General features: G+C 69.4%; 19 protein-coding genes. 5 read left to right on the top strand and 14 right to left on the bottom strand.

Translation table 11 applies throughout. The features are described from left to right. Window positions 1–140 precede the first annotated feature (140 nt). Window positions 141–515, top strand: a complete 375-nt coding sequence (locus AU072_RS21300; protein WP_064415626.1) for an ArsR/SmtB family transcription factor — start codon at window positions 141–143, stop codon at window positions 513–515. Between the two features lie 10 nt (window positions 516–525). Continuing rightward, window positions 526–933 (top strand): Fur family transcriptional regulator, encoded by a 408-nt coding sequence (locus AU072_RS21305; protein ID WP_064415639.1) that lies wholly within the window; start codon window positions 526–528, stop codon window positions 931–933. Here AU072_RS21305 and AU072_RS21310 read toward each other — a convergent pair. The 3 genes from AU072_RS21310 to recO are packed head-to-tail and all read right to left on the bottom strand — an operon-like array spanning window position 922 to window position 3,062. After that, window positions 922–1,347 carry a hypothetical protein gene (locus tag AU072_RS21310; RefSeq protein WP_064347614.1) on the bottom strand — a complete coding sequence of 142 codons (426 nt, stop codon included), beginning with the start codon at window positions 1,345–1,347 and terminating at the stop codon, window positions 922–924. The genes AU072_RS21305 and AU072_RS21310 overlap by 12 nt on opposite strands. A 22-nt stretch (window positions 1,348–1,369) precedes the next feature. After that, a complete protein-coding gene (locus AU072_RS21315) occupies window positions 1,370–2,272 on the bottom strand; it encodes a decaprenyl diphosphate synthase (RefSeq protein ID WP_064415627.1) in 903 nt (300 codons plus the stop codon). Beyond that, entirely contained in the window at window positions 2,202–3,062 is an 861-nt protein-coding gene (gene recO / locus AU072_RS21320; RefSeq protein WP_064415628.1) for a DNA repair protein RecO, read from the bottom strand. Before recO ends, AU072_RS21315 begins: the two co-directional genes overlap by 71 nt. A gap of 63 nt (window positions 3,063–3,125) precedes the next feature. Here recO and AU072_RS21325 point away from each other — a divergent pair, with 63 nt between their 5' ends. After that, window positions 3,126–4,646: an amidase gene (locus AU072_RS21325; protein ID WP_064415629.1), complete on the top strand. Its 1,521-nt coding sequence runs from the start codon at window positions 3,126–3,128 to the stop codon at window positions 4,644–4,646. Window positions 4,647–4,657: 11 nt separating this feature from the next. Further along, window positions 4,658–5,206: a CAP domain-containing protein gene (locus AU072_RS21330; protein WP_064415630.1), complete on the top strand. Its 549-nt coding sequence runs from the start codon at window positions 4,658–4,660 to the stop codon at window positions 5,204–5,206. A 1-nt stretch (window position 5,207) separates the two neighbouring features. Here AU072_RS21330 and era read toward each other — a convergent pair whose 3' ends face one another. The 8 genes from era to hrcA form a co-directional block, all read right to left on the bottom strand. After that, a complete protein-coding gene (gene era / locus AU072_RS21335; RefSeq protein ID WP_064405838.1) occupies window positions 5,208–6,122 on the bottom strand; it encodes a GTPase Era in 915 nt (304 codons plus the stop codon). Continuing rightward, on the bottom strand, window positions 6,119–6,445 hold the full coding sequence (locus tag AU072_RS21340) for a cytidine deaminase-like protein (RefSeq protein WP_064347603.1): 327 nt from the start codon (window positions 6,443–6,445) through the stop codon (window positions 6,119–6,121). Before AU072_RS21340 ends, era begins: the two co-directional genes overlap by 4 nt. A gap of 6 nt (window positions 6,446–6,451) precedes the next feature. After that, window positions 6,452–7,771, bottom strand: coding sequence for a hemolysin family protein (locus AU072_RS21345; RefSeq protein ID WP_064415631.1), 1,320 nt, complete (start codon window positions 7,769–7,771; stop codon window positions 6,452–6,454). After that, entirely contained in the window at window positions 7,768–8,304 is a 537-nt protein-coding gene (gene ybeY / locus AU072_RS21350) for an rRNA maturation RNase YbeY (protein ID WP_064347598.1), read from the bottom strand. Before ybeY ends, AU072_RS21345 begins: the two co-directional genes overlap by 4 nt. Before the next feature lie 8 nt (window positions 8,305–8,312). Next, window positions 8,313–9,356 (bottom strand): PhoH family protein, encoded by a 1,044-nt coding sequence (locus tag AU072_RS21355; RefSeq protein ID WP_064415632.1) that lies wholly within the window; start codon window positions 9,354–9,356, stop codon window positions 8,313–8,315. A gap of 117 nt (window positions 9,357–9,473) precedes the next feature. Then, window positions 9,474–10,214 (bottom strand): 16S rRNA (uracil(1498)-N(3))-methyltransferase, encoded by a 741-nt coding sequence (locus tag AU072_RS21360; RefSeq protein ID WP_064415633.1) that lies wholly within the window; start codon window positions 10,212–10,214, stop codon window positions 9,474–9,476. A 99-nt stretch (window positions 10,215–10,313) separates the two neighbouring features. Then, window positions 10,314–11,459: a molecular chaperone DnaJ gene (dnaJ, locus tag AU072_RS21365; protein WP_064415634.1), complete on the bottom strand. Its 1,146-nt coding sequence runs from the start codon at window positions 11,457–11,459 to the stop codon at window positions 10,314–10,316. Window positions 11,460–11,493: 34 nt separating this feature from the next. After that, complete coding sequence (gene hrcA, locus AU072_RS21370; protein WP_064415635.1) at window positions 11,494–12,525, bottom strand: heat-inducible transcriptional repressor HrcA; 1,032 nt, start codon at window positions 12,523–12,525, stop codon at window positions 11,494–11,496. A 189-nt stretch (window positions 12,526–12,714) separates the two neighbouring features. Here hrcA and AU072_RS21375 point away from each other — a divergent pair, with 189 nt between their 5' ends. Continuing rightward, window positions 12,715–13,041: a type II toxin-antitoxin system VapB family antitoxin gene (locus AU072_RS21375; protein ID WP_064415636.1), complete on the top strand. Its 327-nt coding sequence runs from the start codon at window positions 12,715–12,717 to the stop codon at window positions 13,039–13,041. 18 nt (window positions 13,042–13,059) lie between these two features. Here AU072_RS21375 and mbtG read toward each other — a convergent pair whose 3' ends face one another. The 3 genes from mbtG to AU072_RS21390 all read right to left on the bottom strand — a co-directional run. Continuing rightward, complete coding sequence (gene mbtG, locus AU072_RS21380; protein ID WP_064415637.1) at window positions 13,060–14,373, bottom strand: NADPH-dependent L-lysine N(6)-monooxygenase MbtG; 1,314 nt, start codon at window positions 14,371–14,373, stop codon at window positions 13,060–13,062. Further along, window positions 14,370–18,770, bottom strand: a complete 4,401-nt coding sequence (locus AU072_RS21385) for a non-ribosomal peptide synthetase (RefSeq protein ID WP_064415638.1) — start codon at window positions 18,768–18,770, stop codon at window positions 14,370–14,372. The genes mbtG and AU072_RS21385 overlap by 4 nt, the downstream gene beginning before the upstream one ends. Then, on the bottom strand, window positions 18,767–20,693 hold a 1,927-nt coding region (locus tag AU072_RS21390; RefSeq protein WP_235630309.1), incomplete at its 5' end, for a condensation domain-containing protein. The genes AU072_RS21390 and AU072_RS21385, both read right to left, overlap by 4 nt.

Below are 20,693 nucleotides of genomic sequence, written 5' to 3' on the forward strand. Positions count from 1 at the left end.
GCATCAGGAGGACGTCTTCAACCTCTTCAAAATCCTCGAAAACACGCGACATAGCTCTCTTACTACGGTCGCTCGCGCCAGAGGAGGGGGGCCGCGGTCCGGCGTTGACATGCATGGAAGCGCATGTATTGTTGGCCGTAATGAAAATCGTTTCCACTTTGGCCGACGGGCGCGTCGCCGCCGAGGACGCCCACGACCACGGCGGCGCACCGTATCCCGAGCTACCGCCGCGCGATGTGCTCGACACCTCCGGCGACCTGCTGCGCGCGTTGGCCGCCCCGGTCCGGATCGCCATCGTGCTGCAGTTGCGGGAGTCGGCGCGCTGCGTGCACGAGCTCGTCGACGCGCTGGCCGTGCCGCAGCCGTTGGTCAGCCAGCACCTGCGCATTCTGAAGGCCGCGGGCGTCGTTGCCGGTGAACGGTCCGGGCGCGAGGTGATGTACCGCCTCGTCGATCATCACCTCGCCGACATCGTCGTCGCGGCGGTGACGCACGCGGCCGAGGGCGACGAGTGAACACATGCCGATGAGCACGGGAGTGCGCGCCACCCGACAACGCGCGGCCATCGCGGCCCTGCTGGAGAACGTCGAGGAGTTCCGTTCGGCCCAGGAATTGCACGACGAGCTCCGCCGACGCGGCGAGGGCATCGGGCTGACGACCGTGTACCGCACCCTGCAGCAGATGGCGGCCGCAGGCGTCGTCGACACGTTGCGCACCGACACCGGCGAGTCGGTGTACCGCCGCTGTTCGGAAGACCACCATCACCACCTGGTCTGCCGCGCGTGCGGTTCGACGGTGGAGATCCAGGGCGGCGACGTCGAGACCTGGACGGCCGACATCGCCCGACAGCACGGCTTTTCCGATGTCAGCCACACGATCGAGATCTTCGGCGTCTGCGGCCAGTGCGCGACGACGAACGGTTCAGCCGACTAACGCGCGGCGCACCTCGGCACCGGTGGCGAGCACCATCAGGATCAGCGTGCGCAGCGCGTCGTCGGTCAGCCCGGCGGCGGGAAAGTTGTAGCGCAACAACACATCCGCGGCCTTCTTCGAATTGCGCTTGGCTCCGGCCGCAACCTCTTTCGGTGCGCTCTTGGAGGCCAGCGACACCGTGCCAAGCAGCGTGTTGTGGGCGTGCTCGGCGACCGCGGCGCGCAGCTTGGCGTCCAGCGGCAGATCCCAGGCCAGAATCTGGGTGAGCGACACCAGCTCCAGACCCTCGGCGACCGGAACCGTGCGCAGGGAGGCGAAGGTCTCGTCGTGGTGGACGGTGACCGCCCCGTCGTCCTCGCGCGTCACGGGAAGCACGCCTTCGAGGATCTCGCCGAGCCGCTCCTGCAGTGCCATCAGGCTCTCCCGCTCAGGTACATCATTCGGCTCTGCCGAAGCGACGGTTGCGGTTGACGTACTCCTCGCAGGCGGCCCACAGATCACGCCGGTCGTAGTCCGGCCACAACTTGTCCTGGAAGACGAACTCCGCGTAGGCGGCCTGCCAGAGCAGGAAGTTGCTGGCGCGCTGCTCCCCCGAGGTCCGGATGAACAGGTCGACGTCGGGGATGTCGGAGCGGTGCAGGTGCTTGGCGAACGTCGCCTCGCTGATGCGGTCCGGCTTGATCTTGCCGTCGGCGGCCAACCGCGCGAGCTCACGGGTCGCCTCGACGATCTCGGTGCGGCCGCCGTAGTTGACGCAGTAGTTGATCGTGATGACGTCGTTGCCGACGGTCATCTGCTCGGCGATGTCGAATTCCTTGATCACGCTGCGCCACATGCGCGGCCGCGAGCCGACCCAGCGCATCCGCACGCCCATGTCGTTGAGGTTCTCGCGGCGGCGACGCACCACCTCCCGGTTGAAGCCCATCAGGAAGCGCACCTCTTCGGTGCTGCGTCTCCAGTTCTCGGTGGAGAACGCGTACACCGTCAGGTGTTTGATGCCGATTTCGATTGCGCCGCAGGTGATGTCGATGAGGACGGCCTCGCCCATCTTGTGCCCCTCGGTGCGGTGCAGGCCACGCTGGGTGGCCCAGCGCCCGTTGCCGTCCATGACGACAGCGACGTGGCTGGGCACCTGGTCGGCCGGGATCCGCGGCGCGGCCTCCTTCGACGTGTGCTGGGGCGGGCGCGCGAACCGGCCGTTGGTGCCCGCAGGGATGTCGGGGAAGACCACGGGCCAGGTCGACTTGTCCGGGAACGTGGGATAGTCGTCAGGCGCCGGGGGCAGCTGTGGGTAGGTCGGCGGAGCCTTCTTCCTCCGCCCATCCCGTTCGCTTGCCATGTGGCACATCCTGCCCGACCACCGACGCATGCTGGTCGCCGACACTCTTATCCACCCGGTACACCCGTTCCACCAGCGGCAACGTCCGCAATTGGCGCTCCAGATGCCACTGCAGATGCGCGGCCACCAGCCCGCTGGCCTGGCTGCGGTGCGACGCCGTCGACGTCTCGGCGTACTCCCAGTCCCCGTCGTGCAGCGCGGCCATCAGGTCCAGCACAGCCTGAGGCGGCGTCACCGACCCGGAGGGCCGGCAGTGCACGCACACGCTGCCCCCGGCCGCCACGTGGAACGCCCGGTGGGGACCCGGCGCAGCGCAGCGGGCACACTCGGTCAACGCCGGGGCCCAGCCCGCGATCCCCATGGCGCGCAACAGGTACGCATCCAACACCAGCTCACGGGGCCGGCCGCCGTCGGCCACCGCCCGCAACGCGGCCACCGTCAACCGGTGCAGCGCGGGCATCGGGGCGCGTTCCTCACCGGCCAGGCGTTCGGCGGTCTCCAACACCGCGCAGGCACAGGTGTAGCGGCCGTAGTCGCTGACGATGTCGGAGGCGAACGCGTCGATGGCCTGGACCTGGGTGACGATGTCGAGGTTGCGGCCCGGATGCAGCTGAACGTCGATGTGCGCGAACGGCTCCAGCCTGGCGCCGAACTTGCTGCGGGTGCGCCGCACCCCCTTGGCCACCGCCCGCACCAACCCGTGATCGCGGGTGAGAAGTGTCACGATGCGGTCGGCCTCGCCGAGCTTGTGCTGGCGCAGCACCACCGCCCGGTCCCGATACAGCCGCATCGGTTCAGTCTCCCACTGCGGTCCGTCAGATTCCGATCCGCACCGCCGATAAGCTTCTACTCGATGGTCAAAAATGCGCGATTCCCCACCCTCACTCAACAGCTCTTCCAGCTGGCGAGCGGCTCCGTCACGTCGGTGGAACTGGTTGCGCGTTCGCTCGACGCCATCGCGGCCAGCCAGCCGACGCTCAACGCGTTCCGCGTGGTGTTCACCGAGCAGGCGCTGGCCGACGCAGCCCGTGCGGACCGCAAACGCGCCGCGGGCCACGATCTTTCGAAGTATCCGCTCTGCGGCATCCCCATCGCGGTCAAGGACGACGTCGACGTCGCGGGCCACCCGACCAGGTTCGGCGCCGACGGCGACGTCCGCCCCGCCACCCGGGACGCCGAGGTGGTGCGGCGGTTGAAGGCCGCGGGCGCGGTCATCGTCGGCAAGACCAACACCTGCGAACTGGGTCAGTGGCCGTTCACCAGCGGGCCCGCGTTCGGCCACACCCGCAACCCGTGGTCGCGTGACCACACGCCCGGCGGTTCCTCCGGCGGCAGCGCCGCGGCGGTGGCGGCCGGGCTGGTGACCGCCGCGATCGGTTCCGACGGGGCGGGCAGCGTGCGCATCCCCGCCGCGTGGACACATCTGGTCGGCATCAAACCGCAGCGCGGCCGCATCTCGACATGGCCGCTGCCCGAGGCGTTCAACGGGATCACGGTCAACGGGGTGCTGGCGCGCACCGTCGCCGATGCGGCGCTGGTGCTCGACGCCGCGTCCGGCAACGTCGCAGGCGATCGCCATCAGCCGCCGCCGATCAACGTTTCGGAATACGTGGCTCAGGCGCCCGGTCCCCTGCGGATCGCGATGTCGACGAAGTTTCCGTTCACCGGTTTCCGGGCCAAACTGCACCCGGAGATCCAGGCAGCGATGTCCGTCGTCGCCGCTCAGCTCGAGGACCTCGGGCACAGCCTGTTCGCCGCCGATCCCGACTACAGCCTCGAGATGTCGTGGAACTTCCTGTCCCGCTCCACGTCCGGGCTGCTGGACTGGGCGGACCGGCTCGGTCACGGCGTCACACTGGACAAACGGACCAAAGCCAACCTGCGCACCGGCCGGCTGCTGTCGGAGCACGTGCTGCGCAAGGCCCGCGCCCGCGAGGCTCGCGCGCACCGCCGCATCGGATACATCTTCAACATCGCCGATGTGGTGCTGGCGCCGACGACCGCGCAGCCACCGCCGAAGGTGCACGAGTTCGACGAGCTCGGCGGGCTGGCCACCGACCGCACGATGATCAAGGCGTGCCCGGTGACCTGGCCGTGGAATCTGCTGGGCTGGCCGTCGATCAACGTGCCGGCCGGGTTCACCTCCGAGGGTCTGCCGATCGGCGTTCAGCTGATGGGCCCGGCCAACAGCGAGCCGTTGTTGATCTCGCTGGCCGCGGAGCTTGAAGCGATCAACGGCTGGACGGTGCGCCAGCCCGAGCCGTGGTGGTTTCCCGCACCCGCGCCCGACCCCGAGCCCGCCGCGGCCTCCGACGAGCCGGTAGCGGCCTGCGATCGGCGCGAACCCGACGACGTCTCCGAGGAGGTCGCGTAGAGTCTGCGGGCATGAGAGCGCTGGGTTACGCGTGCGCATTTCCGGTTCTGGGGCTGGTGGGCGGCTTGGTGACTGGAGTTCCGACCGCGGCCGCTGACAACAAGCGGTTCAACGACGGTGTGGTGGCCAACGTCTACACCGTGCAGCGGCAGGCCGGCTGCGACACCGACATCAAGATCAACCCGAAGCTGCGCCTGGCCGCCGAATGGCACACCAACGACGTGCTCAACAACCGCGCGCTGGGCGGCGACATCGGGTCGGACGGGAGCACGGTGGCCGACCGGGCGCGCAATGCCGGCTACGCGGGCGCGGTCACCGAGACGGTGGCCATCAATCCCGCGCTGGCGATGAGCGGCATCGAGTTGATCAACCAGTGGTACCACCGGCCCGACTACAAGGCGATCATGGCCGACTGTTCGAACGTCGACATCGGGGTGTGGTCGGCGAACGCGCTCGACCGCACGGTGGTGGTGGCGGTCTACGGCAAGGGCGACGCCGCCCCACCGGCGCACGGCCCGGGACGGCCGTTCGGGGAGCCGGGCTCGGGCGCCCAGAGCTGAGCTAGAAGCCCAGGCGGCCCAGTTGTTTCGGGTCGCGTTGCCAGTTCTTGGCGATCTTGACCCTCAGGTCGAGGTAGACCTTGGTGCCCAGCAGCTTTTCGATCTGCTGGCGCGCGGCGGTGCCGACCTCGCGCAACCTGGCCCCGCCCTTGCCGATGACGATGCCTTTCTGGCTTTCGCGTTCGACGAACAGGATGGCGTGCACGTCTATCAGTTCACCCTGCTCCGGTGTGCGGCCCTCCCGCGGGGAGACCTCCTCGATGACGACGGCCAGCGAGTGCGGCAGTTCGTCGCGCACACCTTCGAGCGCGGCCTCGCGGATCAGCTCGGCCATCAGGGTCTCCTCGGGCTCGTCGGTGAGCTCCCCGTCGGGGTAGAACGCTGGCCCCGGCGGCAGTTCGGAGGCCAGCACGTCGACGAGCACATCGAGGTTGTCGGCCGCGGTCGCCGACACCGGAACGATCTCGGTGTCGGGACCGACCAGTTCGCTCACGGCGACCAATTGCGCCGCGACGCGGTCCTTGGACACCTTGTCGATCTTGGTGACGATCGCGACCAGCGTGGTCCTGGGGGCGACCGCGCGGATCTGGTCGTGGATCCAGCGGTCGCCGGGGCCGATCTTCTCGTCGGCGGGGATGCACCATCCGATGACGTCGACCTCGGAGTAGGTGTCCTTGACCAGGTCGTTGAGCCGCTGGCCGAGCAGCGTGCGCGGACGGTGCAGCCCCGGGGTGTCGACGAGCACGATCTGGAAGTTCTCCCGGTGCACGATCCCGCGGATGGTGTGCCGGGTCGTCTGCGGGCGGTTCGACGTGATCGCGACCTTGGTGCCGACCAGCGCGTTGGTCAACGTCGACTTACCGGTGTTGGGCCGGCCGACGAAACAGACGAAGCCCGAACGGAATTCGTCGCTCACGGGTTTGACACCGGACGCCCGGATCGATCGGCGACGATCACCACCGCATCCGCCGACAGCTCGCGCACCGCCGCCACCCCCGCGTCGTCGGAGGATCCGCCGAGCACCACCGCGGCCTCCAGACCGGTCGCACCGCTGGACACCGCTGCGGCCACGGCGGCCTGTAAGGCGGTCAGTTCCAACGCCGTCAGCGCCACCGGAGCAGCCGCGTAGGTGCGCCCGTCGCGGTCCCGCACGGCGGCGCCGCTGCCCGCCTCGGCCCTCGCCATCGCCCCGCGCGCCAGCGTCACGAGCTTGGCATCCTCACTGTCGAGGTCAGTCATCGTGCCTCACCGCTCTTCGCCCAGGCGCTCATTGTTGTCCTCGTCGTCTCCTTGGGCAGGCTCGGTGCGGCTGACCAGCACCGTGCCGATGCGCACCCGCCCACGGTGGTCCGGTCCGCCTTCGGCCTGCAGTCGCAGCCCGTCCCACGTCACCTCCGCGCCCGGGAGCGGGACGCGACCGAGTTCCAGCGCGACGAGACCGCCGACGGTGTCCACGTCGAGATCGTCGTCGAACTCGATGTCGTAGAGCTCGCCGAGATCCTCGATCGGCAGCCGCGCCGAGACGCGATACCGGTTGTCCCCCAAGTCTTCTACGGGAACCACTTCGCCGGCGTCGTACTCGTCGACGATCTCGCCGACGATCTCCTCGAGCACATCCTCGATGGTGACCAGGCCGGCGATCGCACCGTACTCGTCGACCAGCAGCACCATGTGAACGCGGTCGCGTTGCATCTCGCGCAGCAGCTCGTCGAGCGGTTTGGAATCGGGTACGAACACCGGGCGCCGCATGACATCGGAAACCTTGGTGCCGCGACCGCCGTCGGTCGAGTAGTACGTCCGCTGCACGAGGTCCTTGAGGTACACGACACCCACGATGTCGTCGACGTTCTCCCCGATCACCGGGATACGGCTGTGGCCGCTGCGCACGGCGAGCGACGTCGCCTGCCCGGCCGTCTTGTCGCTTTCGATCCACACCATCTCGGTGCGCGGCACCATCACCTCGCGTGCGGGGGTGTCACCGAGTTCGAACACCGACTGGATCATTCGCCGCTCGTCGTCGGCCACGACCCCGCGCTGCTGCGCCAGGTCGACCACCTCGCGCAGTTCGATCTCGGAGGCGAACGGGCCGTTGCGGAATCCGCGACCCGGTGTCAGCGCGTTACCGATCAGCACCAGCAGCCGGCTGATCGGTGTCAGCAACACCGAAAGCGCTTGCAGCGGAAGGGCGGCGAGCAGGGCGATCGTGTAGGCGTGTTGTCTGCCGATTGTGCGGGGGCCGACGCCGATCACGACGAAGCTCACCACCACCATGATCGCGGCGGCGACGAACAACCCCCATGTGACGCCGAGATGGCCGTCGAGGTAGGCGGCCAGCAGCACCGTCGGCCCGACCTCGCAGGCGATGCGCAGCAGCACGATCAGGTTGATGTAGCGAGGGCGCTCGGCCATCACCCTGGCCAACCGCACCGCTCCCGGTCGCTCCTCGCGAACGAGTTCCTCGACCCGCGCCATCGACACCGTGCTCAGCGCCGCGTCGATCGCCGCGAAAAGCCCGCCGAAGAAGACCAGGACGATCGCGAAGATCAGCTGTCCGGCGCCGGTCACAGCTCGTCGAAGTATCGGGAGTTGTCGAGAAGCCGGCGTTCCTTCTCGGACTGGCGGTCCTGATGGTAGGCCTCGACCTGGTCGGCGACCCACTCCTCGAGCAGTTGACGCTGCAAGGTGAACATCTCTTTTTCCTCGGCGGGCTCGGCGTGGTCGTAGCCCAGCAGGTGCAACACCCCGTGCACGGTGAGCAGCGCCAGCTCCTGGCCCAGCGAATGCCCGGCGGCGGCGGCCTGGTCGGCGGCGAACTGGGGGCACAGCGCGATGTCGCCCAACATGGCCGGACCGGGTTCGGGCGCGTCGGGCCTCCCGCCGGGCTCCAGCTCGTCCATGGGGAAGCTCATGACGTCGGTGGGACCGGGCAGGTCCATCCACCGCATGTGCAGATCGGCCATCGCCGCGGTGTCGAGCAGCACCATCGACAATTCGGCGGCGGGGTTGACCTTCATCTTGCGGATGACGAAGCGGGCGACGCTGATCAGTTCCTCTTCGGAGACGTCGATGCCCGACTCGTTGGACACCTCGATGCTCATATCGACCGCTACCGTCGGGACCGGGAGCCGGAGGCGCGGCGCTGTGCCCGGTTCAGCTGCGTGGGTTCGTCGTGTCGCGCGTACGCGTCGACGATCTCCGACACCAGCCGGTGCCGCACGACGTCGGCGCTGGTGAGCTCGGCGAAGTGGATGTCGTCAATGCCGTCGAGGATCCGCATCGCCGCGTGCAGGCCCGAAGCGGCCCCGCCGGGCAGGTCGACCTGCGTGATATCGCCTGTCACAACGATTTTGGAGTTGAAGCCGAGCCGGGTCAAAAACATCTTCATCTGCTCAGCGGTGGTGTTCTGCGCCTCGTCGAGGATGATGAACGCATCATTCAAAGTGCGCCCACGCATGTACGCCAGCGGCGCGACCTCGATCACCCCGGCGCTCATCAGCTTCGGGATCAGCTCCGGGTCCATCATGTCGTGCAGTGCGTCGTAGAGCGGACGCAGGTACGGGTCGATCTTCTCGCTCAGCGTGCCCGGCAGGAAGCCGAGCCGCTCACCGGCCTCCACGGCCGGCCGCGTGAGGATGATGCGCGACACCTGCTTGGACTGTAAGGCGTTGACGGCCTTAGCCATCGCCAGATACGTCTTGCCGGTGCCCGCCGGCCCGATGCCGAACACGATGGTGTGCGCATCGATGGCGTCGACGTAGCGCTTCTGGTTCAGCGTCTTGGGCCGGATGGTCTTGCCGCGCCGCGACAGGATGTCGAGGGTGAGCACCTCGGCGGGCGACTCGTTGCCGGTTCCGGTGAGCATCCCGACGCTGTGCCGCACGACGTCGGGGTTGAGGACCTGCCCGTTGCTCACGATCGCGATCAGCTCGGAGATCACCCGTTCGGCCAGCGCGACGTCGGCGGGTTCGCCGGACAGGGTCAGCGCGTTGCCGCGCACATGGATGTCGGCCGCCAGGACGCGTTCGAGCGCGCGCAGATTCTCGTCGGCGGAACCCAGTAGGCCCACGACGAGGTCGGGCGGAATGTTGATGCTGCTGCGTACCGACTCAGAAGACTGATCAGAGTCAGCGGTCGTCTCGCGGGGCGTCAAGAGGGTTCAGTGCCTGCTTTCTGGTTCTGACCTGGCCGTTGCAGATGTCTGTTCACAGTTTACCGCTGGTCAGCGACACCACCCAATGCTCAAGCCAATGCTCAAGGCGGCGGTGTATCACGACCACCGGCCGGTCAGCACGCCCAACGCCCCCAGCGCGACGGCCGCGGCCGTCGAGGTCCGCAGCACTGTGGGCCCCAGTCGCACCGCCGTCGCACCCGCGTCTGTCAGCGCTGCGAGCTCGTCGTCGGCGATGCCGCCTTCGGGTCCCACCACCAGGACCACCGCATCCGCCGCGGCCACCGGCACATCGGCGAGCCGCTGCGTCGCCGATTCGTGCAGCGCGAGCACGACGGCGTCCCGGTCGCCGAGCCCGTCGACCAACTGGGCCGTCGAGACGGGGCCGCTGACCTCGGGGATGCGGGCCCGCCGTGACTGCCGGGCCGCCGAGCGGGCCACCGCACTCCACCGGCGCAGACCCTTTTCGGCCTTGGCCGCCGAGTCCCATCGGGCCACGCAGCGCGCGGCCTGCCAGGCCACGAACGCGTCGGCGCCCGCCTCGGTCGCCAATTCGATCGCCAGTTCCGAGCGATCCGACTTGGGCAGCGCCTGCACGACGGTCACGGTCGGCGACGGGGGCGGTACGGAGCGCCGGTCCAGCACCTGCGCGGTCAATCTGCCCTTTGTGACCTCGCTGGCCTCGCAGTGCGCCAACTCTCCGGCGCCGTCGCTGAGTTGCAACCGCTCGCCGGGGCGGATGCGGCGCACATTGGCGGCGTGAAAGCCCTCGTCACCCTCGACGACCGCGAGCTCACCGACCGCAGGCAGCGAGTCGACGTAGAACAGGCCCTGCGTCACGGCGGGTAGGCCCGTGACTGCACCGATGGTTGCGGCTCGCGGTTCGGCACGTGCCGCAGCGCAATCTCGCGCATAGGCTTCGGCATACCACTGCCCCGGTCAGCGGCCGCTGAAGGTCTCACGCAGCCGGCTGAACAGCCCACCCCCGCTCGTGGTCGTCGGCTGCGCCGATCGCACCTCGGCGACGTCGCGGGCCCGCTTCGCCTTGAGCTTGCGCAGCAGTTCGGCGTCCTCGTTGTCCAGCCGCGACGGCACCACCACATCGATGTGCGCATGCAGGTCGCCGCGCACTCCGGAGCGCAGGTGCGGCATGCCGTGACCGCGCAGCGTGACGACGGCGCCGGGCTGTGTGCCGGACGGGATCGCGATCTCGGTCGGTCCGTCGAGGATCGCGTCGACGGTGACGCTGGTGCCCAGCGCCGCGTCGACCATCGGCACCGAGACCGTGCAGTGCAGATCGTCGCCGTCGCGCAGGAACGTGGCGTGCGGCTGCTCGTGCACCTCCACGTACAGGTCGCCCGCCGGTCCCCCGCCCGGTCCGACCTCGCCTTGAGCCGCCAACCGCACCCGCATACCGTCGCCGACGCCTGCCGGGATCTTCACGCTGATCTCCCGGCGGGCCCGCACGCGGCCGTCGCCGCCGCAGCGGTGGCACGGATCGGGGATGACCTCGCCGACGCCGCCGCACACCGGGCAGGGCCGCGATGTCATGACCTGGCCCAGCAGCGAGCGCTGCACCGTCTGGATCTCGCCGCGACCGCCGCAGGTGTCGCAGGCCACCGGGCTGGAGTTGCCGTGTGTGCCTTTGCCGTGGCACAGGTCGCACAGCACCGCGGTGTCGACGGTGACCTGCTTGGTCACGCCAGTCGCGCACTCCAACAGGTCCAGGCGCATCCGCAGCAGCGAATCCGACCCCGGCCGCACCCGGCCGATCGGCCCGCGGGTGGCGCCGCCGCCGCCGAAGAACGCCTCGAAAACGTCGCCCAGGCCCCCGAAGCCACCGGAGAACCCGGCTCCGTTCGACGCCGATTCCAGCGGGTCACCGCCGAGATCGACGATGCGGCGCTTCTCCGGATCGCTGAGCACCTCGTAGGCGGCGCTGATGTCCTTGAACCGGGCCTGGGCCTCTTCGTCCGGGTTGACGTCGGGATGCAGTTCGCGCGCCAACCTGCGATAGGCGCGCTTGATCTCCGCATCCGATGCGCCCTTGCTCACGCCGAGCAGCCCGTAATAGTCGCGTGCCACGCTGACTTGCCTGACCTTCCGCCTGTGCCGGTGTCTACCGGCTGCCTAAGACTTCCCCGATATAGAGAGCAACCGCAGCGACATTAGCGATAGTTCCCGGATAGTCCATTCGGGTGGGGCCCAACACACCCATACCGCCGTACACCTTGCCCGAACTGCCGTACGCGGTGGTCACCACGGAAGTGCCCGCCATCTCCTCGGCCTGGGTTTCGTGGCCGATGCGCACGGTCACCTTGCCGGCCTCCTGCTGCGCCGCCAGCAGCCGCAGCACCACCACCTGCTCCTCGAGCGCCTCGAGCACCGAGCGCAGGGAGCCGCCGAAGTCGGCGGTGTTGCGAGTGAGGTTGGCGGTGCCGCCCAGCAGCAGGCGCTCCTCGCGGTGCTCGACGAGCGTCTCGACCAGCACGGTGGCCGAGCGGCCGACCGCGTCGGCGAGCCCGCCGTGCCCGTCGAGGTGTGAGGCCAGGTCCGCGACGGCGACCGATGCCGCCGCCAGCGGTTTGCCCTCGAGTGCCTGGCCGAGCAGGTCGCGCAGCTTGGTGACGTCGTGCTCGTCGAGCGTGTCGCCCAACTCGACCATGCGTTGGTCCACCCGGCCGGTGTCGGTGATCACCACCAGCAGCAGCTTGGCCGGGGTGAGCGCGACCACCTCGAGATGACGGACCGTGGAGGTCGACAGCGTCGGGTACTGCACGATCGCGACCTGGCGTGTCAGCTGCGCGAGCAGCCGCACGGCGCGGCGCAACACGTCGTCCAGGTCGACACCGGATTCGAGGAACGACAGGATCGCGCGGCGTTCCGACGACGACAGGGGTTTGATGTCGTCGATCCGGTCAACGAACTCGCGGTACCCCTTCTCCGTGGGCACCCGCCCGGAGCTGGTGTGGGGCTGGGTGATGTAGCCCTCGGCCTCCAGCACGGCCATGTCGTTGCGCACGGTCGCACTGGAGACACCCAGGTTGTGCCGCTCGACGAGCGTCTTCGACCCGATCGGCTCCTGGGTGGCCACGAAGTCGGCGACGATCGCACGCAGCACCTCGAACCTGCGGTCGTCGGCGCTACCCATGTCTGCTCACCTACCCCTCGAATCGCGTTGTCACCCATTTTAGGGGCACCAACAGCGCCGATAGCGCGCGAGCGGTCCTTCGACACGGGCGACGTGCTCAACTGCGGTGCACTAACCTTGCTTGTTGTTGTCATCGTGAAATCACAGTCCGGGGAGGACTCGGGGGACGACTCGAAGGACGCTGGCCCGATGATCTTCAAGGGAGTCAGGGAGGGTAGGCCCTACCCCGACCACGGGTTGTCACATCGCCAATGGGCGCAGATCCCGCCGCGCCAGATCCGGCTCGACGAGTTGGTCACCACCACCACGGTGCTCGCGCTCGACCGACTGCTCTCCGAGGATTCGACGTTCTACGGCGACCTGTTCCCGCACGCGGTGCGCTGGAAGGGCATCATCTACCTCGAAGACGGGCTGCACCGCGCGGTGCGGGCCGCGCTGCGCAACCGCACGGTGCTGCACGCGCGGGTGTTCGACATGGACGTGTCCTCCTCAGCTCACGGATGGGCGCAGGCGTAACCGGTTCAGCGCCGCCGCTCACCGAACGGATTGCCGCTCATGTCCTTTCAGTGACTGCGCGCCGGCGGCCGCGCCCAGGTCGGCGCCCAGGATGCGGTCCGACAACAGCCCCAGGCACGACAGGTTGGGGAAGCCCGGTCCCTGGGTGAGCCCGGACAGACCCGGCAGGAAGAGCTTGGGCCGCAACCCGCCGACGGCGAGGTCGTCGCCGATGGCCTCCTGCAGCACGTCCGGGGTCAGCGGCGCACCGAGGCCGAGTTCCAGCAGATCCAACGCGTCCTGACCGAGCAGCGGCACGAACCACATCGCATCGGCACCCGAGCCGTCGATGACCAGATCGAATCCGTGCACCGTCTCCAGCGACTCACCGCCCGCAGTCGTGCTCAGCGTCAACCGGATCCGGCCCTCGCGGGCGACCGCGTGCGCGACCCTGCCCCGCAGGTGGCGGATCCGGTCGTCGGCGAGCAGCGCCTCCTGCACGCGCGCGGAGAACACCCCGCGGTCGGTCCGCAACAGCGCGTCGCGTCGCTCCGCCATGGTCAGGCTGGTCCAGCCGGTGGGATCGGAGAACAGCGTGTTCTCGAAGAAGCCCTCGCCCCTGGTGAACAGGGTCACCTGCGGCGAGATCACCGTGATGGTCGAAACCCGGTGCCGGAACAGCTCATTGAGCATCGACGCCGCGGTCTCTCCCCCGCCGATGACGGCCACGCGTTCGGCACGGATCAGCTCGTGTTGCGCTGCGCGATGCCAGAACTGCGCGATCGACAGGACCCGCGGGTTGCCGGGCAGGATCGAGCGCTCCGGCTGACCGGGGCCGGTGATCATCAGGCCCTCGGCCGTCACGGTGCGGTCGGGTGTGTGCAGCGCCCACCGCGGCTCACCGGATCCGGTGTCGGTTGTGTCGATCGAGATGCCGCGCACCTCGCCCCTGACCACGTTCATCTCGACGTTGCCCGCGACCCAGCGCAGGTACTGGCTCCACCGGCGGTGGGTGGGGGCGGGTCTTCCGCGGTCGACCCACTCGGCGAACTGGCCGGTCGAGATCAGGTACTGCTGCCAGCTGTGCCGGGTCATGCGTTCGTCGAGTTCGGCGTTGCGCCGCGGGACCAGGGCCGACCGGTACGGGAACCCGACGTCCTTCTCCGGGCTCGTGCTCAACCGGTGTTGCCCGTCGGTCCATCCGCCCTCGGCCTGCCAGTTGGCCGCCACGCCGGTCTTCTCGACGGCCACGACTTCGGGCACGTCGATGCCCATGTCGCGAAGTTCGGCGGCCTTGGCGGCGACGGCGACGGCCTTCGCGCCCGCGCCCACCACCGCAAGTGTCCGGCTCATGAAACGACCTCTCGTAGCGATTCCTGCCACATCGCCTGCAGTGCGGCGACGTCGTCGGCGGACAGAATTTCGGGAAGCGTGCGCCATTGCGTGCCGAGCAGCGGCGCGTCGCTGTCACCGAGCACCGCAGCCAGCACCGTCAGTTCGTGCCGTACCGCCAGCCGCGGCTCGGGCAGCGGCGACACCCCCGCCAGCAGCGCCCGGTCCGGGCGCAGCGCACCGCCGTCGAAGCCCGCGTGCACCCGGCCCAGGAAGTTGAACAGCACCTGCGGTTCGGGCAGCGCCGCGAGGCGCTCGGCGGTATCGGGCCGCAGATAACGCAACAGCCCGTAATCGATTCCGTCGCCGGGGATCTCGCCGACACTGCGGGCGGTTTGCACACGCAGCGGATAGATCGCGGTGAGCAGGCCCACGGTGTCGGAGGTGTCGACGGTGTCGATGAGGGCGTCGGCGCGGCCGTGGGTCTCCAACGCCAACAGCGGCGTTGGTGTGTCCTGGCCCCGGTGCAGCCGCCATCGGGTGACGGTGCGCGCGGCGGCCGCGGCCAACAGATGCGGTGCGGGTTCGGAGGCGTTGAGCAACCGCAAGGTGACGTCGCTGTCGGTCACCGCCATGGAGACGACGACATCGCCGGCCCGATCGGTCTGCGGCCGCAGCCTGCGGGCGCCCAGCACCGGGTCCTCGCCCTCGAGTTGGGCCGCCCAGAAGTCGGCCGTGTCAAGCGTGTACGCCCGTTCGCTGAGCAGCCTCGACCAGCGCCGGTAGCTGGTGTGCTCCCGGGTGGGCACCGGCTCGCGGCCCGACGCGATGGTGTGCCACGCCGCGTCGAGTTCGGCCAGCAGGATCCGCCACGACGCCGGGTCCGCGGCCAGCACGTGCGCGGTCAGCAGCAGGATGCCGGGAGCGGCGGGCGGGTGCAGCCACACCGCGGCGAGCATCGAACCCTGTTCCGGGTCGAGGCGTTCCACCGACCGGTGGGCGTGTTCGGCCACGGCCGCGACGAGCGCTTCGTCCGTGTCGTCGTCCACGAGCACCTCGGTCAGCAGATTTCGTGCCTCGCTCTCGACGAGCGTCATCGTCTGCCGGTCGATGCGGCTTCGCAGCACCGGATGACCGCCGATCACCGCGCGCAGGATCTGCTCGAGTCGCTCTGCGGTGATGCCGTCGGGCAGGCGGATGGCCTCGGTCTGCGCCAGCCGTCGCTGTTCGCCGTGTTCGTAGAGCCAGTGCGCGCTGGGCAGCACGGGCGTCGGGCCGTCTGGGTCGTCATCATGTTCGGCGGCCGCCGACTCGTTCTCGACGGCCTCGGCGAGCTCCCGCAGTGTCGCGCACTCCAGCATCAGCCTGGCGCGCAACGGGATTCCGCGCCTGCGGGCCGCCTGCACCACCGACAGCGCCACGATGCTGTCCAGGCCCAGGGCCAGAAGGTCGGCGTTGACGTCGATGGAGAGACCGGTGGCGTCGGGGCCTTCGAGCAGTTCGCCGAGCACGGCGGCCAGCGCCTTCTCGGTCTCGGTCTCCGGGGCTGTCGAGGGACCTTCGGCGACGGCGATCGCGTTCAGCGCGGCCTCGTCGACCTTGCCATGGGTGGTCAGCGGCATCTGCTCGATGACCACGATCGAGTGCGGAACCATGTAGCGCGGCAGGCGTTTTGACACCAGGGCGCGTAGCTCGGAGACCGCGGGTGCGGGTTCGGCGGCGACGAACGCGACCAGTTGCGCGCCCCACCGTTGCCGGCGCACCGCCACGTGGGCGTGGCGCACCGCGGGATGGGTGTGCAGAACGGCCGAGATCTCGCTCGGCTCCACCCGGAAGCCGCGGATCTTCACCTGCGCGTCGGAGCGCCCGAGGAATTCCAGCGCCCCGTCGGGCAGGCGCCGCACCACGTCGCCGGTGCGGTACATGCGCTCGCCGTTCCCGAACGGGTCGGCGACGAACCGGGAGGCGGTCTCGCCGAACCGACCCAGATAGCCACGGGTCAATTGACCGCCCGACAGGTACAACTCGCCCGGTACTCCGTCGGGAACCGGTCGCAGCCACGAGTCCAACACGTAGGCCCTGCTGGGCGACGTGGGACGCCCGATGGTCGGCTGGTCGTGTTCGGCGATCGTGGCGACGACGGCTTCGACCGTGGTTTCGGTTGGGCCGTAACAGTTGTAGGCCGCCATGCCGGTGCGCGCGCATTCGTCGCGGATCAGGTTCCACGCCGGGATCCCGACGGCCTCGCCGCCCAGGGCCAGCACCCCGAGCGGCACCGTGGTGAGCAGTCCGACCGCGTGCAGTTGGGCGAACATCGACGGGGTCGTGTCGATCAGGTCGATCCCGTACCGGCCGATCGTTTCGACCAGGGCCTCGGCGTCGCGCTGGATGTGGTCGTCGACGATGTGCACCGCGTGCCCGTCGAGCAGGGCGGCCAGCGGCTGCCATGCGGCGTCGAAGGTGAACGACCAGGCGTGCGCGACCCGCAGCGGGTGGCGCAGTCGAGCCGCCGCCGGGCGCAGCACGTTTCGGGAGTGGTCCTCGGCATAGGCCAGCAGCGCCTGGTGGGTTCCGATCACGCCCTTGGGCCTGCCGGTGGTGCCGGAGGTGAACACCATGTAGGCGGCCTGGCCCGGCGACACGGTCGCCGGTCGGAAGTCCTCGGCGGGCTGCGCCTGGGCCTGGGCCTGGGCCTGGGCCTCGGCCTGGGCGAGCATCTCGACGTCGACGACGACCGTCGCGCCGCACTGGTCGAGGATGTCGGCGATCCGCTCGGCGGGCATCCCGGGATCCAGCGGCACGATCACACCGCCGGCCTTGAGCACCGCCAGCATCGCCACCACATACTGCGGTCCTCGCGAAAGGTGGATCGCGACAGGCGTTTCGGTGTGTACACCCTTGGCCCCCAGCGCGGCGGCGAGCTGGTCGGCCGCCTCGTCGAGTTGTCGGTAGGTGAGTTCACCGCCGGGCCAACTCAGCGCCGGTGAGCCCAACCGTGCGCTCGCGGCTTGGGCGAACGCGGTGTGCACACCGAGATGTTCGCTGGCCGGCGCGGGCTCGGCAGTCGCGATCGCGGCCTCACCGTCGAGCAGGACACTGACGTCGCGCAGCGGGCGATCCCACCCGGTGATCAGTCGCTGGGTGGTGGTGAGCAACCGGCGCCCGAGCGACTCGGGACTCATCTGGCCGAGCGCCCCCTCGACGACCTCGACCAGGACGGTGAGCTCGTCGTCGATCATGTGCGCGGCGATGGTGACCGGGAAGTGCGACACGCTCTCCAGCGCCGCCGGCCGGAACGTCGCACCGTTGGCGACGAAATCGCCGCCGCCGACAAGACCGCCGGGCGGGAAGTTCTCGTAGACCAACAAGGTGTCGTACATCTCGCCGATACCGCCCAGGGCCCGCAGTTCGTTGTGGGGCAGGTATCCATGGTCGCGCAGTTTGGCCGCTTCGCGTTGCAGCGCAACGCATTGCGCACCCACCCGGGCCGCCGGGTCCAGTCGCACCCGCAGCGGCACCGTGTTGATGAAGAGCCCGACCATGGTCTCCACGCCTGCCAGCTCGCCGGGGCGTCCGGACACCGTCACGCCGAACACCACATCGGAGCGGTCGGTGAACGCCGACAGCACGGCGGCCCAGGCCATCTGGACCAAGGTGTTGACCGTGACGCCGCGCGACCGCGCGGCCTCCGCCAACTGCCGGGTGGCGTCGCGATCCAGGCTCAGCTCGGTGCGGTGCGGTTCACCGGTGGGCGGTTCGCCGGAGGTGAGGGCGGGTGTGACGAGCGTGGGGCCGTCGAGGTCGGCGAGGTGCTCACGCCACAGGGTGCGGCTGGTCTCCTGATCGCGGCCGGCCAGCCAGCCGATGTAGTCGCGGTACGGGCGCGGCGGCGGGGGAAGCACGGCCGGGTCGCCGCCCGAGCGGTACAGCGAGATCAGCTCGCCGACGAACAGCGGCAGAGACCAACCGTCGATGATGATGTGGTGGGCGACGACGACAAATCGCCAATGCGATTGCCGAACCTCGATCAGCAGGAACCGGATCGCCGGTCCGCGTGCAAGGTTGAACGGCCTGCGGCACTCCTCGGCCTCGAGCGCCTCGACCTCGTCGGCCGTCGCGGTGATGTGGCGCCACGGCACCTCGACGTGGTTGGGCACCACCTGAACGGGTTTGCTCTGCGCCCGAACGAAACTGGCCCTCAGGTTGGGGTGGCGGGCGAGCATCGTCGCCGCGCACTCGCGCAGCAGCACCGCGTCCAGTGATCCGGTGACATCGGCCGCCATGGTGATGACGTAGGGGTCCTCGCCGCCGTCCTCGGCGGTGCTCAGCTGGGCGAGCGAGAACAGCCCCTGCTGCAGCGGGCTGAGCGCCATCACGTCCTCGATGGCGACCTTCGCTTCGGCCTGCGTGGAGGTCATGGTGCGCCCTCTTGCGACTCCGACCACATCGACGTGACCGCTGCCAGCTCGTCGGCCGACAGCCCGGAGGCCGCCATCGGCTCGTGATGGAGGTCGGGTGTCTCCGTCTCCGCGCCGGCGTCGACCTTGGTCGCCAGTTCGTGAATCGTGGGGTGCTCGAACACCATTCGCGCAGTGACCGCCAGCCCGGCGTCGCGGGCGCGGGCGGCGAGCTGAACCGCGAGGATGGAATCGCCACCGAGCTCGAAGAAGTCGTCGGTGCGGTTCACCTCGGGCACGTTCACGATGTCGGCGAGCAGCGTTGCCAGCACACGTTCGGTTTCGGTGCGCACGGGTTCGGCCGGTCCCGGCGCCGACGGGCGGCGCCGCTCGACGGTCTCGATGTACTCCAGTTCACCGTCGGCGGTCCAGCGCCCACGTCTACCCGTGGCACGCAGGTCGGCGCCGGTCTCGTCGACGACATGCTCGTAGACGTCGCCGACCACGCCGATCGCCACCGGATCGCGCCAGAGGTCGAGCACGCTGGCCGATGCCGCCGCACTGAACCGCGCTATGCGCCGGCGCTCCTCGGCGTCGGCGATCTGCACGTCGCGCACCCGTTGACCGGGATCGTCGGCGAAGGCGGCCAGCACGCGGTTCAGCCACCGGACGAACCGTTCGGCGGTGCTGCGCCGGTATAGGTCGGTGCGGTAGATGACGTGGCCGCGGTAGCCGTCCTCGGCGCCGAAGAAGTTCACCGACAGGTCGGCGTGCGCGACGTCGAACGGCGGCTCGAGCGCGGTGAACGTGGTGTCGCCGTCGGGCCGCGATTCGATCACCTGGTCGGCGGGCAGCGCCTCGCGCACGTGCACGACGACACCGAACAACGGGTTGCGCGACAACGACCGCGCCGGGCTGACCGCGTCGACCACCTGGTCGAACGGCAGGTCCTGGTGGGCGTAGGCCCCCAGAGCGGTGTCGCGGGCCCGGCGCAGCACCTCTCGCAGCGTCGGGTTGTCGGTCAGATCGTTGCGCAGCACCACGATGTTGATGAAGAAGCCGACGAGTTGGTCGAGTTCGGCCTCGGTGCGGCCGGCGACCGGGGTGCCCAGCGGAATGTCCGGACGCTCACCGGCTTTGTGCAGCGCGACCGCCACGGCGGCCTGCAGCAGCATGAACTCGGTGACACCGAGCTCCTGACTCAGTTCGGTGAGCTTGGCGCGGGTGGTGGCGTCGATGGCGAACTCGACGGCGTCGCCTTCCCCGCTGAGCACGGGCGGGCGCGGGAAATCCGGTGTCAGACCCGGATCCTCGTGCAGACCGGCCAACTGCTCGCGCCAGTAGTCGTGCTGCGCCGCGACGGGCCCGTCGGTTTCGCCGAGCAGGGCCGCCTGCCACGCCGCGTAGTCCGCGTACTGGATCGGCAGGGGCGCGAATCCCGGTGTCTCACCGGCGCGCCTGGCCCGGTAGGCCGTCAGCAGGTCGGTGAACAACACCATCGCCGACCAGTGGTCGGCGGCGATGTGATGCACCACCAGCGACACCACGTGGGCGTCCGGTGTCGCGAGCACGGCGGCGCGTACGGGCGGGTCGGCTTCCAGGTCGAACACGTGCCTGCGTTCCTTGGCAAGCTCGGCGTCCAGCCAGTCGTCGCCGGCGCCGTGGGCGCGGCGCACCGCGACCTCCAGATCGCCGTTGACGATCTGGTATGGCGCACCGTCGATTTCGCGGTAGGTCGTGCGCAGCACCTCGTGCCGGGCCACCACGTCGCGCACCGCGGTCACGAACGCGTCGGTGTCGCAGGGCCCGCTGATGCGGGCCGCGAACGGAATGTTGTTGACCGGGCTCGGACCGTCGATGCGGTACTGAAACCACATCCGCAGCTGCGAGGCCGACATGAGCAGCGGCCCGTCATGCGGGACGGGGACCAGCTTGGGGCGGGCG

This window comes from Mycolicibacterium novocastrense (assembly GCF_001499835.1).
Taxonomy (GTDB): Bacteria; Actinomycetota; Actinomycetes; order Mycobacteriales; family Mycobacteriaceae; genus Mycobacterium; species Mycobacterium novocastrense.

Excerpts from the sequence above, each read along its gene's own strand:
- AU072_RS21300 (WP_064415626.1), top strand. The coding sequence starts at position 141 with ATGAAAATCGTTTCCACTTTGGCCGACGGGCGCGTCGCCGCCGAGGAC.
- AU072_RS21340 (WP_064347603.1), bottom strand. The coding sequence starts at position 6,445 with ATGACTGACCTCGACAGTGAGGATGCCAAGCTCGTGACGCTGGCGCGC.
- AU072_RS21305 (WP_064415639.1), top strand. The coding sequence starts at position 526 with ATGAGCACGGGAGTGCGCGCCACCCGACAACGCGCGGCCATCGCGGCC.
- AU072_RS21325 (WP_064415629.1), top strand. The coding sequence starts at position 3,126 with ATGGTCAAAAATGCGCGATTCCCCACCCTCACTCAACAGCTCTTCCAG.
- hrcA (WP_064415635.1), bottom strand. The coding sequence starts at position 12,525 with ATGGGTAGCGCCGACGACCGCAGGTTCGAGGTGCTGCGTGCGATCGTC.
- AU072_RS21310 (WP_064347614.1), bottom strand. The coding sequence starts at position 1,347 with ATGGCACTGCAGGAGCGGCTCGGCGAGATCCTCGAAGGCGTGCTTCCC.
- mbtG (WP_064415637.1), bottom strand. The coding sequence starts at position 14,373 with ATGAGCCGGACACTTGCGGTGGTGGGCGCGGGCGCGAAGGCCGTCGCC.
- AU072_RS21315 (WP_064415627.1), bottom strand. The coding sequence starts at position 2,272 with ATGGCAAGCGAACGGGATGGGCGGAGGAAGAAGGCTCCGCCGACCTAC.
- AU072_RS21330 (WP_064415630.1), top strand. The coding sequence starts at position 4,658 with ATGAGAGCGCTGGGTTACGCGTGCGCATTTCCGGTTCTGGGGCTGGTG.
- AU072_RS21385 (WP_064415638.1), bottom strand. The coding sequence starts at position 18,770 with ATGACCTCCACGCAGGCCGAAGCGAAGGTCGCCATCGAGGACGTGATG.
- AU072_RS21375 (WP_064415636.1), top strand. The coding sequence starts at position 12,715 with ATGATCTTCAAGGGAGTCAGGGAGGGTAGGCCCTACCCCGACCACGGG.
- ybeY (WP_064347598.1), bottom strand. The coding sequence starts at position 8,304 with ATGAGCATCGAGGTGTCCAACGAGTCGGGCATCGACGTCTCCGAAGAG.
- recO (WP_064415628.1), bottom strand. The coding sequence starts at position 3,062 with ATGCGGCTGTATCGGGACCGGGCGGTGGTGCTGCGCCAGCACAAGCTC.